Consider the following 12481-nt stretch of genomic DNA (forward strand, 5'->3'; position numbering starts at 1 on the left):
TATTCGTCTTGCCTGGTCACCAAAACGGCAATGCTGTGAGAAAAAGCGCACTTGCGTGTCGGCTTGCAATCCTGACCGACACGCAGCAATATTTAGCCTGATCCATGCATATTGCTATGCTACATGCATGGATCTTGACGATTGTTCGGCTGCTTTATTACCAGCGGTAGCCCAAGCCGACTTTTCCAGAAATTTCCTCACGTTTTCCGGCAACGCCCTTAACACCGGCATTGGCCGTCCAGCCTTGCATACCGGGTACAGCTTCGAACTTTCCACCCAGTTCAAACACCGCACTGGCTCCGCTGAAGTCTGGTTTATCGACGCTGAAGCCGTCAAGCTTGCCACCGGTTTCCCCGTCAAGCTCCTGCTCCCACGCCGCACCGGCGTAAAGCTTGGCCTGCTCGGTAACCAGGTGCTCATAGCGGGCGCCGAGATGGGTGCGTACTGAACGTGCCTGATCAAAATCCAGATATTCACCAGCATGCGAAGTGGTGGAGAAATCTTCAATTTCGCTCCACAACAAGCGACCATTCAAGGTGACTTTATTGGTGGTTGAGATTTCAACCGCCTTTCCGCCGCCAATATGGAAACCGTAATAGTTCGAGCTTTTGTCGTCAAAGCCACCGTCCACCATGCTGGAGCTTGAGAAGTCGCGTTTGACGCGACCGGCCCGTGCCGAGCCATCCAAAAACCAGCCATTGTCCCAGCTTTGTTTGGCATAAACACCGCCACCGGTATAGCTAAGGTCGCCTTTCCCATGGATGGATGCATGGTAGGTATCATAGTCGCCGTCACCATGTTCTATAAACACCGTAGCCAAAAGGTTGCCCTGTTCCTGATGATAGCGAATACCGGCGCCGCCCATCAGGTGGTAGCCGTCATTTTCAATGTGACTTCCGGTTTCAACCGTCTGGTTAAAGCCGCTGCCTTGCAGGAAGACGACACCTTCAACCGGTTCGCCAATTTTCTTTATATCCATGGGCAAGACATAATCATCAATGGATGCAATTTGATCGGCTCCGAAATTAATCGCGTTAAGTGCCGCTGCATTGCTCTGGAAATAGGCTTTCGCCTTGTCGCGGTTAATTGTCACCGCACCATAATTATCGGTGTAGATGTTGCCATTGCCGTCATCCCTGCCAATAAGACCGCCCGGATTGCCGGTATTGCCTTGTCCGCTGCCTTGATCGCCGGCATTACCGCCATTGGCGCCGGTGCCAGTGTCGCCGCCGCCGGTTGTCGAGCCGGGTAAAGACGCAGTTAGATTCTTGTTTTGCGTGGCGATCTGGAAATTCCATTCTTTTGCGCCATAGCTGACAGTTTGCGCAGTTGTCGCAGCGTTGCCGCTCACATTGCCTTGTATCAGATTGATACTGTCGCCCGCCTGCAACTGGCGCAAATCTGTGCCTGCCAAACGTAAATCTACAGCGGCATTGTCAACGATGATATTGCCAGTACCGCTATTGTTCAGAATCACGCCGCCATTGGCGATATCTTCCGGCAGATAAAAGGTTAATTTCGACTGGCTACCGAATTTCAAATCCGTCGCGGATGAAAAATCTGCTGCGGTTAAAGAATTCTGCCCTTCGCCGCCAATAGTCAGTGCCGAAAGGGTGTAAGCGCCATCACCGGTAATGCTGACCTTGCGGCCCATACCCATCATGAGCTCGCCAAAGGTGACGCCTCTATTGTTGTTGTTGCTCCAAGCTTTTGTCCCTTGCAGATCAATGGATAGATTGCCTTTTGTGGCATCGAGCTGTTTGGTTTGGAAATAGAAATCGCCATCTTTTTGTTCGAGCGTTAAATTGACGTTTTTATCCTCGCCAACAACCAATTTGTCAGCATAAAACTCGACAGTGCCACCACGGCTTTTTTCTGCAATTGCGTTACCTGAAGCACCACTTGAAACAGTCAGGCTTTGATTAAGTGTAACCGCGTGGCCGGTCGCATCGAAACGAACACCGCCGCCCATACCGCCGACACCGACTGGATCGGTGCTGCCGCCCGATGCTGTGCCAGAATCACCACCGGCACCTGCTTCAAGAATCAAATTTTCAACCGTGATGTCTTTCGTCACTGTCGCGGCAACATCGCCGCCTTTTCCACCCCTACCGTAATTGTCGTTAGTGCCATCAATGCCGTTGCCGACAGTGACAGTTGTAACGCCATCGATAGGCTCGCTCAAAGTATTTTGGCCGTTTTGACTATCCGAGCCGCCTTTTCCGCCTTGACCACCTTCGGGTGCCGCTCCGGCAGTCCCTTGACCTTCTGTTGCAGGTCTTTGTGACGCGACCAAGCCACCGGCGCCGTTACCTCCAAGGTTATTGAAAGCACCGCCACCGCCGCCGCCGCCAGAAAGAAAGAGTGACTGCGCCTGTGTAGGTAATGGTGCAGCAGTCGCCAGGAATACCAGACTGAGACTTCCGGCCAATGCGGTTGCACCAAGCCAATTCGTGCGACTTTTTCGACTTACGCCGTTCATTTCAAATGCCCCTATTCGAAAAACACAACAATGATAAAAAGAGTTTATTTTTACCCGTCATGTTCATCGCCAACTCTAAACAAAAGGTTGCCGATAAGGACAATACGGCCTGAAATGGGGGCTCGAGCGCCAAAAGCTTGCATTATGGTTAACGCGGAAATTAACAATCTGTTAAGACGCCCGCTATATCCTGCCCAGTCAAAATAGAGGTATTGATCATGAAGCGCATTTTGTTTCTCGTGGCGCTTGTGGTGATGCTGGGTGGTTGTGCAACAAAGCCCCCGACACGCACAAACAATGTCTGCGCCGTTCTTGACCAGAAAGACGGGTTCTTCAATAACTGGGAAAAGGCCGCTAAAAAGGCCGAGGCCCGCTATGGTATTCCGATGCCGATTATCATGGCGACGATGAATACCGAATCCGGTTATCGTCATAATGCGCGCCCGCCGCGTACAAAACTATTCGGCTTTATACCGTGGAAACGCCAATCTACCGCTTATGGCTATTCGCAGGCGCTTAACGGGACATGGGACCACTATGTGCGTGCGACCGGCAATCGCGGTGCCAAGCGCACGAATTTTGCCGATGCTGCCGATTTTATCGGTTGGTATCATCGCGAAAGTGTGCGCCGCAATGGCGTCAGTCCCAATAATGCCTATGCGCTTTATCTCAATTATTATATGGGGCACGGCGCTTATGCGCGCAGTGGCGGCAAAGCAAGCGGCATTGGTGCCAGAGGTGCGCAGCGTACAGACCAGATGGCGCGCCGTTATGACCAACAGTTGCGGGCATGTGGGCGGCGTTGATACGCCGCTTGATATTTGTTTGACACCTGTTAATGCAATAGGCTGCTTTGGAGATAGTTGCGGATAATTTCAGCGAGCATTTCAAGGCTTACGCTTAATACGCCGTTAAACAAACGGGGCTGCCGGGGCAAACTACCCTAATGCGCCGCTTTCTTCATATTGGACCAAATCGGGCAGACAGGTACTTATTTATATTTTTTCATTTCCAGCCGGTGGCGTGCCAATGCCGCATTGCGATAGGCATTGATCTGGCGGATCAGTGAATCGCGGTTGGTATCAAGGCGAAAATTGAAACCGGAGATCATCAATTTCTTCTTCTGCTTATCATAATAGGAACCGCCGCGGCATTTTTCATTTTCTTCCGGCAGATACCGGTCGGCAATAACGAATTCCATTCCAACAGCAATATTCATCGAATTGCTCTTGGAAGAATTGATCTGGAAGTCTTCGATACCGCGCCACGGAACCGGCGTTTTAAAAACCGTTGTTTCCAGACCTTCAGGCGTTAACGTCATGAATGGGACGCGTCGTCTGATAAGCGTGCGGAAAAGAATGAAAAACAACAAAAGGGCGAGGGCACACAAAATGGCAACCGTCATCATTTTGCCGATCATCAAGTTCTGATATGCCGTCCCCAATAGCGCAACGCCAAGGACAAAAAAAGCTGCAGGAATGAAAAATCCCCCCTCCCAAACGGTGAAAGTGCCATTGGCGCCCTCGGCCATGGCTTCCAACGTTCTTCTGTCATTCGGCAGCTTTACGTCGCTGATCAGGTGGGTTTCTTCTAATTTGCGGTCGACCATTTGATACTCCGGCGTGCATGAAGACAAAACCTCATGCCGGTATGTTGATTGCAGTGTGATAAAATCCTTGTTACAGGCCAACTCTTATAGGCCTGAATGAGCCTATTAGCTATCGCTTTATCGTCGCAGGCTCAAACCGGATGCTTTTGTCGGGCACGATTTTTGCGTTATTGCGCAGCAAGCCGCTATCCCGACAGCAAGGAAAATAGACACGTTTCTTTTTCAATTGCCACCCGATTGTTGTGGCCGATGAAAGGCATGGACAAAGGCTTATAATTCTGTAAATCTCGAAGGCTGAACCGGCGTGAATCGCCATGCATAAAACCAATGGCGAAGGGCCTTTCAGATGAATTGGCTTAAATCTATAAAATTATCCGACCGGGCAGTTTTCTTCGGTATTCTTTTGATGCTCCTGGGCGACTTTATGTTTGCCGCCAATGATGCAATGGGCAAATGGCTGGTCGTTTCTTTTTCGGTCGGGCAAGTTTTGCTGTTGCGCTCCGTCGGGGCCTTTCTGGTCTTAGGCCCGATGCTGACCACAGTAAGCGCCAAGGCCCTGTTCAGGCCTAAAAAACCGGTTTTGATTTTCATCCGTGTGGTTTGTGCCACAATGGATACCGGTCTGTTCTATGCCGCAGTCGCCTATTTGCCACTGGCGGATGTTTTAACATTCTACATGGCAGCGCCGATATATGTTGCTGCGGTGTCCCACTTCTTTTTAGGAGAAAGAATCGGCTGGCGTCGTTGGCTTGCCATTATGGTCGGTTTTATCGGCGTTATCATTGCATTGCGGCCTTCCACGGCCATGCTCTCATGGCCATCGGTTTTTGCGATTCTCGGCAGTATGGGTTTTGCCTTGGTGATTGTTTTCAGCCGCGTTTTGAAAGATATCAGCGACACGGTTCTGGTGACATGGCAAACATTCGGCGCGCTGGTTGTCGGCCTTGTATTGACCATCCATCAATGGAAAGACCCGACTTTGACCCAATGGGGTGCCATGGCATTGCTCGGCATCGTTTCCTGCTCGGCCCATTTGCTTATTTCCCGTTCCTTGAAAATGGCACCGGCATCGGTTCTGGCGCCGTTGCAATATACATTGCTTCTATGGGGCATTATTTTCGGCATTGTGTTTTTCGGGAATTATCCCGACCCTTATATTGTCGTGGGCGCAGCTATCATCGTTATTGCGGGGTTGTTTATCTTCCACCGCAAACGCGTTGTCGACAACGAAGTGCCCGATGAAGATGTGGCCAATATTAAACAATAAATAATAAGCACGAGGTGCCAAACCTTGCGAAGATTTAATTAAACTTCGCAGAATTGGCACCTTTTCACCGCATTCCTGCCTTTTTCGGTGCCCAAATTAAACTCCAAGCAAAATGTTTTGCTTTGTGGTCGGTAGAGACCCTCACAGTATCTGGAGTTTTGACATGAAAAAATTTATTCTCGCATCTGTTCTGGCATCATCCATGGTTGCGCCTCTGCTTGCATCAAGTGCAATGGCAGAACCGACACCACCACCAGCCCACGGCGAGCATAAGCCAAAACCTCCACATGAAAAGGGTCCAGGTCATAAAGGCCCTGAGCATAAGAAAGGCCCGCACGGCAAGCATAGCGGCATGCGCATGGCGGAAAAGCTTTCTGCGATGGAAACTGCTGTCGGTATCCGTTCGGACCAGCTCGACGCTTGGCGTAAATATACATCCAGTTTCGTCGATATGACGGATATGACACCTCCCAAGCCTGAAGAAGCTGCAGCAGAGGCGAAAAACAAACCCATTTTCGGTGAGCGTATGGCCGATATGACCATCGAGCGTGCTGAAAAGGCGGCGAAGTTCAAAACCGCCGCTGAAGAATTGCGTAAGGTGCTTGACGCGGAACAGCTTAAGAAGATGGAAGAATATGGCAAGCATCCCCATGGTCCGGCACATGGCGGTCCGGATGCACCTAAAGAACATCCCAAGCCTTAATGCTGAAGCTGGATGATGGCGCGTCACGCCAAACATTGAAGTGAGGACGCGCTCTAAATCCTGCTTTTGGATTAAAACAACTTTCGAGTGGCGGTGCGAACAGGCAGAATGATTTGTTAATCGCCACTCGAGAAGCAAATTTCGACCTCTCCAGTCCCGGCCTTTCAGGCCGGTTTTTTTTTGTGCTTCCGAAGCTAGTGTTTTCACCGTACGTCTTGCATATTAGAGCGCTTTTTGACCTGATGCTATCCGGCCGGAGCGTCTCAAGTTTTTGATTTGTCGCGGTATCTTATCCGATTGATGTTTCACATCAATCGGGAACCGCTTTAAGAGCGGTATTGTCTTGGCAGGCGGAACGCCAACCGGGAACCTTACCGGATTTTGTGGATTACCCTGATATAAAAGGAGCGATCGTCATGCGTGACAAACAAAAATATGCAGTGGGTTTGGTACTGGTTCTCGGAGCGATGCTGGGTGGACAGGCGAGGGCCGATGCGGGAGGCATCGTCGCGGGAACCCTTATTTGTGATAGCGATGGCGGATTAGGAAAAATCTTTACGTCGGCCAAAGCGTTGGAATGTCGTTTCAAGCCATTGGGTGGACGCGCGCAGCAGGACCATTATCTTGGGCGAATTGATAATTATGGCTTGGACCTTGGTATCACAGGACGCACCAAGATGGTTTGGTCCGTGCTTGCCAGTTCCCGCCAGCCGCAAATGTCTGGCGCTTTAGCTGGTACCTATCATGGTGTGGGGTCAAGCATTGGGTTTGCTGCCGGTGTAGGGAGCCAACTTCTCGGTTTCGGCCCGGTAGAAGGCTGGACATTACAACCTTTGAGTATTGATGTGCATGAAGGTGTCAATCTCGCGCTCGGCGTATCGAAAATGACACTGACGTCCGCTTACGAGCGACGTTGAACGCGTGTTGGAAATCGCGCGTTGGTTCAAGAGTGGCGTTGGAATAGTCATCAGACAATTACAAGAGATCAAAACAGCATGGCTGCCTTAAACTCATATTTTGTTTGATAATATCAAAGTATAAATACAATTCATTCGACCAGTCAGCCATCTGTTCTGTACCTCAAAGACCACTTTGGCAGAAACTATCCCACAACCCTCGCGCAAGCTTGAGAAACTATATTAAGCAAATAGAATTTGCGAGGGTGTTGGTCATGGCGAAATTGGATATGTATCACGAGCATAATCTCATTCATCCAGTTGTTTACGGTGACGAGGATATGGATCTCCAGCGCCGCGACAGGGCTGAAAATACCGCGTGCATGATTGCATTGATTGTTTGTGTACCGTTTTTCATCGCCGCCGCTTTTTACGGCCTGCATGATTTTGCAGCCTATATTAAAAGCGGTGTCGGGCACATGACGACACTCGCAGACATCTTCTCAACATCGCCTATTTCTGGTGGTCATCATAGTGGTCTGATGACAACCTTATCTTTCATGCCCGCATGTATTGTGTTTTTTCTGCTCGCCGCTTTTTTACCCTTCGCGGTTTTGAAGGTACTTTTCCGGCTGATGAAATAATCTCTACCGGCGCTGTTTGCGTGGGCAATTTTGAACGACAAATTGCGCCGCCTGTTTTAAACCTGCCATATCTGAAAACTGTAGCTGAATAGCCCCCTTCAGGTCTTGTGGTACTTGAATTCCATTAAGGTAGGGCGCATCAACACGCCAATTCTGGGGCGGTGTTTTTGGCAATTTTAATGAATAGACAATACGTCCTTCTGAATAATTGAATTGTAGATCGGTGATGGGAATCCCCATTCCCCAAAGATCCATTTTTGTGGCGGCCTGGCGATAATTGTCGAAGCTTGCCGCATCGTAGCGGGTCGGCCCGCTGATTTCTAGAAAGGTGGTTTTATGCATATCGCAGTAAAGACGTGCCGTGGTTTTTTGGTCATCACTCAAAGCCACAGCCGAAAGCGCATTGTCTGCCGGAACAAGCTGCCATCGGCCAATCATATCGGGTGAAAATCCTAACCTGAAAGTGGTTTTTTCCTGTTCGGTATAGATGTGCGGATCCGCATGTTCCCAATCGATGAAGGCAATAGCCGGATCAAAACCCATTTCGCGTGCATAGTCGGAAATATAGGCGATATCGGCCAATTGCTGTTTGCGCACATCCACTTCCTGTCCCGATGTGGTGCCTGCTTCGTCAAGAGGTGGCCGGTATGTGCGCATTTCAAGCACACCACTATCGGCATTGCGTGCCCGGCCGCCAAAAAATGCCCATAGGCAAGCTTCCTTACACATGCCAGAGGCCTTGGTTTTTGATGTCTTGTCCTCTTTGTCAGGTTCCGCCGCCACTTGTTCGATCGTGGTATCAAGCCCGCGGCGGCGGATATCGCGGCCAAGGGCTATTGCAGCCAAAATATCGCCACCATTGGAATGAAGTGCCAGCGTCAGTCCGCTTTGGTAGCTCGCAACATTATCCAAATGATTGTCGGCCATAAAACGGCTGAATGCTGCGGGTGTCTCGGGCGTGATATCGCCTTGTGCGCTGATCCACCGACAGCTGGCGCAGCCTTTATCATTGTTGATAAGTGAAAATTGCATCGCGCCGTCAGGCGGATTGGCGATATCGGCTTCCGATTCTGCCTGGGTGGTTTGCGCTGCTACTGCATCATGGGGTTGATGCGCTGTGTTATCCTCTTCCGCAACAGCATAGAGCGGCAAAACAAGCGATAAAAAAAAGGCAGCAACAACTGATTTCATCATGAATACACCGCTTGAGGAATAGAATAACCTTGTCCGATCCTACCACTGCGCTTGGTCACGCGCAACGCTAAGCCTGCGCTATCCTTTTGATACCAGTCGTAGAGCTGTTTGATACCAGAAATGGAACGAAGCCCGCGCAAAATAGTTGTAACTTTCAGAAGATTTGAAAAGGAACGTAAAATGGCAACGCATATAGACCAGAAAACCGACGAGCAGAAGCATGTTTGGGATCTGATTGAAAAAGTCCGATTTTGTATGTTTACCACACGCCATGGTGAAATGATGCATGCCCGCCCCATGGCGGCATATGTCGACAAACAGGATGGCTATATATACTTCCTTACTGATAATACCGGCGACAAGATCGACGAGATAGAACAGCACGATGACGTCTGCTTGTGTTTTGCCGATACGGGAAGCCAGAAATACGTTTGCGTGATGGGTAAAGCGCAGGTTCAAAATGACCGCGCGAAAATACACGACCTCTGGGGCACACCGGCAAAGGCTTGGTGGAATGATCCGGAGGATCCCAAAATCCGTGTCATCAAGGTTGCACCGCAAAGTGCGGAATATTGGGATGGCCCGGGCAAGCTCGGTTCGCTTTTCAAAATGGCACTTGCGGCTGTAAGCGATCATCGCCCCGATATGGGCGAGACCGGACATGTCAATTTGGCTTGATTTATTTAGAGCGTCGGTCTGATCCCAGCAGATCACCGCTCTGATCGGTCTTACCGTGATCAATTCGGGTGCGTTTACATATTTTGCCCCGACCATGAATTTTTTCAAAAAGCGTCCCTCAGGGCGCTTTTATTTTGTTCGACTGCCGAATCGTACATATTTACAGCAGGAAAGCACATACCAGCTTGCCATCGCAGCAGGTGCTAACAACAACATAGACCAGCCGATATGATCATAAAAAAAGCCAAAGCTGATACCGAGATAGGATGTCGGAAGGAATATGCTGCAAAGTGACGTTGCAAGGGCCGCACCGAACATCCAAGTAAAATTGATAGATCGATGCCAAAGGCACAGCGCCAGTGTGAAGAGACCAAAAATAACGCCTGCATGCATATAGGCCAAAGATAGGTTGGCCGTAAAAAATGTCACGGGTGGCAGTGCAAATAACAAGGCGCGCCATAAAATAACACCGCATTGCCAGATGGGCGGTGCAACAATGCAGATGATGATGGCAGCAAAGGGTGCAAATGCCCGCAAGGAACCGCTAGCCAAAAGGGGGGAAGGACGGATGCATGTGTCCATACGGTGCCCACGAAATGAAACACCCATCATACGTAAAAGCCCCCCACCGAAAACCGTAAGGCTTATGGCTGTTGCAAGATAGACACCGAGGTGATGCATTCCGGTTTTTTGCCAGTCGGCTTTAGAAACAGCCAGACTATCCACAATCCAGAAACATAACGCGATAGCAATGCTGACCGTGAGCAGCCAAATCCACGACAGGCTGCCTTCCAGACGCAGCTTGCGTACGGCAGAAAAAACAATCAGCGTAGTCAGCATCAAACCGGCAGTGTTGATGTCGCCCGAAAGCGGGCCCTGCGCTGCCAGAAATGCCAGTTCGGCACCCAACATCAGCCATAATGTCGCTATGGCATAGAGCATAGGGCCGAATATGGCAAAAACCAATGTCACCTTTGCAGCATCGCTCAGCCGCACACGTTCATCCGCTTTATAGCGTTTGCTCAGTCCGCTTAATGCCAGAACACACCAATATAATCCCCCTGCAAAAAACCATGCACCGACCCAGTAGAAGAAAGCCTCATTTGCCAATCCGAGGTCGGCCATTTTCTGTGGCCAGATGGATATGAGAATACGCAAGCCGGCATCAAAACCTATGGCAGCCACCAATGATGCAATCAGGCAGAAGCGTAGCGAAACACTGCCCCAGCTGGCACTGCGCAATGCCGTTAAAACCACGATGACGCAAGCAGTTAAAAAACTTGGAGGATAAATCTGATAGGGTTTGAAAAAAGCGGTTGCCAGGGAAAATCCGAGGGTCTGGAACCAGCCACCGAAGGTCAGGAAGAAAAACGCCCATAAGCTTGGTAAAACAACCATGCCGGAAATCCCGACAAGGATTGCCTGTAACAGACGTGCTTTCCAGAAACTTGCCTCTGGTTGCGGCCCTGTTGCGTGTCCTGCCATTATACCGCTTTTTTCGTAAGTCGGCATAAAGCCAGCACAAACCAGACAAGAATGCAGGCGATCAACCAAATAGGCCAGACTATAGCGAGAATATCAAAAAAGCGCGATGTCGCCTCGATCCATGTGCAAATGGCAAGTACAACAAGCAATGTAAGCACGGTCTTGAAAAAACTCAGATAGACGTTCCATGCCGCCATAACGGCAAGGACAAGAGCGCTGACAAAGCTTGGGCCAAAGTGGAACCGATAAGAAGCCAGATAGGCCTCCGGTGAAAAACGGCCAACAAAATAGGTCAGCACAGACGGCAATGTTTCCAACCTGACCTGTCCCACCGTATTATATGTCGATACCAGATAGGTTGCGAAGACATAGAGCGGCCCTGTGATAATAAACACCACGATCAACATTGTGATCGCGCGCTTCCATGCAGCTTTTCTTCCGTTCATAAAGTCCTCAATTGATTGTCAGCCGGTGTTGCGCAGGCGGGGCAGGTGTTCCCTTTGCAACTTAGGCGTCTCCACTTTGATGGGGTTGCGTTAAAGCCGATGCAGGCGTGTGGGCATGAAATAGACGTAGAAAATTCCAGCATACTGCCGATGTCACAATCCATACAAACAAATCGACCAACATTGTAGGCGAAATATAATCTTTTCCATCCGGCGCAAACAGGATGCTGAAAATAGCCAGAGCCAGCCACAGGCATAAAGCGCCCGCTATCGAAAAGCGCAAAGATACGCCCTTATTTTGCATGGCTCGCAAGGCCACTATAATGCCAAGGATTGTCATGAAGGGAAGAAAAGCCGCATAAGCCAGACTTGGATAGCTTTCGACCGGCCCGTTGATAAACTTCTGGAAGCGGGCTGCTATCGTATCGGGATTGGCGGCTGGGGCATCGAGGGGCAACAGGATGTCGCCAAGACCAATTAAAAGAAAAGTGATGATCGGCCCCATGGCCATATAAACCAGCAGAGCAATCAAAGCTTTTCTTGGCTGCTTTAACATCGACGCCTAATCCACAACCGGCTTGTCCAGCCGGAAACCGGTTGCTAAAATCCAACAGATCCAGCCCACCCCGATCCATTGGATCAAACCGAAGAACAGGCTGCGCACAATGTTTTCACCCGCGACGTTTTGCATATAGGGTTGCGACATCAGAAGATAGAACACTTCCACGCACAGGCTGACCAGAATGGTGCGCCAGATAGAGCCGGAAAGCGACAGGCCTTCCCCGCGTGATGGCGGCAGTGAACAAACAATACCGCTGAGGAAAACCGACGGCATATAATAGGAATAGCCCGGCAAAATTCGCGGCCAGGCTTCCTTGCTCAATACATCGAATATCTCAACCAAGAGGTTTGCGCCCCCCACCCAATGGTGGAACAGATAGGTGCCGACAATGGTTTGTACCGCGGGGCCCAGTGCCAAAAAAATCGCAACAATGCCAAGCCCGCGCATCGGGTGGCTGTAAAGAGGTTTTCTGCTCGGGTCTGGCATAACAATCCTAAAAATAAATTGACACCGAA

The 12481-nt window shown here is 50.1% G+C and carries 13 protein-coding genes; 6 read left to right on the plus strand and 7 right to left on the minus strand.

What is annotated here, in order from left to right; translation table 11 throughout:
- Positions 1–157: 157 nt before the first annotated feature.
- A complete protein-coding gene (locus ACYSNS_RS03405; protein WP_461721708.1) occupies positions 158–2482 on the minus strand; it encodes an autotransporter domain-containing protein in 2325 nt (774 codons plus the stop codon).
- A 218-nt stretch (positions 2483–2700) separates the two neighbouring features.
- On the opposite strand from ACYSNS_RS03405, the gene ACYSNS_RS03410 reads away from it, so the two are divergent.
- Positions 2701–3288: a transglycosylase SLT domain-containing protein gene (locus tag ACYSNS_RS03410; RefSeq protein ID WP_461721709.1), complete on the plus strand. Its 588-nt coding sequence runs from the start codon at positions 2701–2703 to the stop codon at positions 3286–3288.
- Between the two features lie 185 nt (positions 3289–3473).
- Here the strand turns inward: ACYSNS_RS03410 and ACYSNS_RS03415 are convergent, their stop codons facing one another.
- Positions 3474–4091, minus strand: a complete 618-nt coding sequence (locus ACYSNS_RS03415; RefSeq protein ID WP_461721710.1) for a hypothetical protein — start codon at positions 4089–4091, stop codon at positions 3474–3476.
- A gap of 346 nt (positions 4092–4437) precedes the next feature.
- Between ACYSNS_RS03415 and ACYSNS_RS03420 the strand changes: the two genes are divergently transcribed.
- The 4 genes from ACYSNS_RS03420 to ACYSNS_RS03435 all read left to right on the plus strand — a co-directional run bounded on the left by ACYSNS_RS03420 (position 4438) and on the right by ACYSNS_RS03435 (position 7601).
- Positions 4438–5358: a DMT family transporter gene (locus ACYSNS_RS03420; RefSeq protein ID WP_461721711.1), complete on the plus strand. Its 921-nt coding sequence runs from the start codon at positions 4438–4440 to the stop codon at positions 5356–5358.
- Positions 5359–5521: 163 nt separating this feature from the next.
- Positions 5522–6061, plus strand: a complete 540-nt coding sequence (locus tag ACYSNS_RS03425) for a hypothetical protein (RefSeq protein WP_461721712.1) — start codon at positions 5522–5524, stop codon at positions 6059–6061.
- Positions 6062–6477: 416 nt separating this feature from the next.
- Positions 6478–6978: a DUF992 domain-containing protein gene (locus tag ACYSNS_RS03430; protein WP_461721713.1), complete on the plus strand. Its 501-nt coding sequence runs from the start codon at positions 6478–6480 to the stop codon at positions 6976–6978.
- A 254-nt stretch (positions 6979–7232) separates the two neighbouring features.
- Positions 7233–7601, plus strand: a complete 369-nt coding sequence (locus ACYSNS_RS03435) for a hypothetical protein (RefSeq protein ID WP_461721714.1) — start codon at positions 7233–7235, stop codon at positions 7599–7601.
- Positions 7602–7604: 3 nt separating this feature from the next.
- Here the strand turns inward: ACYSNS_RS03435 and ACYSNS_RS03440 are convergent, their stop codons facing one another.
- Complete coding sequence (locus ACYSNS_RS03440) at positions 7605–8795, minus strand: hypothetical protein (RefSeq protein WP_461721715.1); 1191 nt, start codon at positions 8793–8795, stop codon at positions 7605–7607.
- Positions 8796–8975: 180 nt separating this feature from the next.
- Between ACYSNS_RS03440 and ACYSNS_RS03445 the strand changes: the two genes are divergently transcribed.
- Complete coding sequence (locus tag ACYSNS_RS03445) at positions 8976–9473, plus strand: pyridoxamine 5'-phosphate oxidase family protein (RefSeq protein WP_461721716.1); 498 nt, start codon at positions 8976–8978, stop codon at positions 9471–9473.
- Positions 9474–9602: 129 nt separating this feature from the next.
- Here ACYSNS_RS03445 and ACYSNS_RS03450 read toward each other — a convergent pair whose 3' ends face one another.
- The 4 genes from ACYSNS_RS03450 to ACYSNS_RS03465 form a co-directional block, all read right to left on the minus strand.
- Entirely contained in the window at positions 9603–10958 is a 1356-nt protein-coding gene (locus tag ACYSNS_RS03450) for a hypothetical protein (RefSeq protein ID WP_461721717.1), read from the minus strand.
- Positions 10958–11404: a hypothetical protein gene (locus ACYSNS_RS03455; protein WP_461721718.1), complete on the minus strand. Its 447-nt coding sequence runs from the start codon at positions 11402–11404 to the stop codon at positions 10958–10960. Before ACYSNS_RS03455 ends, ACYSNS_RS03450 begins: the two co-directional genes overlap by 1 nt.
- A gap of 61 nt (positions 11405–11465) precedes the next feature.
- Positions 11466–11960 carry a hypothetical protein gene (locus ACYSNS_RS03460; protein ID WP_461721719.1) on the minus strand — a complete coding sequence of 165 codons (495 nt, stop codon included), beginning with the start codon at positions 11958–11960 and terminating at the stop codon, positions 11466–11468.
- A gap of 6 nt (positions 11961–11966) precedes the next feature.
- A complete protein-coding gene (locus tag ACYSNS_RS03465; RefSeq protein ID WP_461721720.1) occupies positions 11967–12452 on the minus strand; it encodes a hypothetical protein in 486 nt (161 codons plus the stop codon).
- Positions 12453–12481: the final 29 nt, after the last annotated feature.

The organism is Bartonella sp. LJL80 (genome assembly GCF_054871565.1).

Bases quoted from the DNA above. Each gene is read 5' to 3' on its own strand.
- ACYSNS_RS03455 (WP_461721718.1), bottom strand. From the start codon at position 11,404: ATGAACGGAAGAAAAGCTGCATGGAAGCGCGCGATCACAATGTTGATC.
- ACYSNS_RS03410 (WP_461721709.1), top strand. From the start codon at position 2,701: ATGAAGCGCATTTTGTTTCTCGTGGCGCTTGTGGTGATGCTGGGTGGT.
- ACYSNS_RS03450 (WP_461721717.1), bottom strand. From the start codon at position 10,958: ATGGCAGGACACGCAACAGGGCCGCAACCAGAGGCAAGTTTCTGGAAA.
- ACYSNS_RS03405 (WP_461721708.1), bottom strand. From the start codon at position 2,482: ATGAACGGCGTAAGTCGAAAAAGTCGCACGAATTGGCTTGGTGCAACC.
- ACYSNS_RS03465 (WP_461721720.1), bottom strand. From the start codon at position 12,452: ATGCCAGACCCGAGCAGAAAACCTCTTTACAGCCACCCGATGCGCGGG.
- ACYSNS_RS03415 (WP_461721710.1), bottom strand. From the start codon at position 4,091: ATGGTCGACCGCAAATTAGAAGAAACCCACCTGATCAGCGACGTAAAG.
- ACYSNS_RS03460 (WP_461721719.1), bottom strand. From the start codon at position 11,960: ATGTTAAAGCAGCCAAGAAAAGCTTTGATTGCTCTGCTGGTTTATATG.
- ACYSNS_RS03425 (WP_461721712.1), top strand. From the start codon at position 5,522: ATGAAAAAATTTATTCTCGCATCTGTTCTGGCATCATCCATGGTTGCG.
- ACYSNS_RS03420 (WP_461721711.1), top strand. From the start codon at position 4,438: ATGAATTGGCTTAAATCTATAAAATTATCCGACCGGGCAGTTTTCTTC.
- ACYSNS_RS03440 (WP_461721715.1), bottom strand. From the start codon at position 8,795: ATGATGAAATCAGTTGTTGCTGCCTTTTTTTTATCGCTTGTTTTGCCG.
- ACYSNS_RS03435 (WP_461721714.1), top strand. From the start codon at position 7,233: ATGGCGAAATTGGATATGTATCACGAGCATAATCTCATTCATCCAGTT.
- ACYSNS_RS03445 (WP_461721716.1), top strand. From the start codon at position 8,976: ATGGCAACGCATATAGACCAGAAAACCGACGAGCAGAAGCATGTTTGG.
- ACYSNS_RS03430 (WP_461721713.1), top strand. From the start codon at position 6,478: ATGCGTGACAAACAAAAATATGCAGTGGGTTTGGTACTGGTTCTCGGA.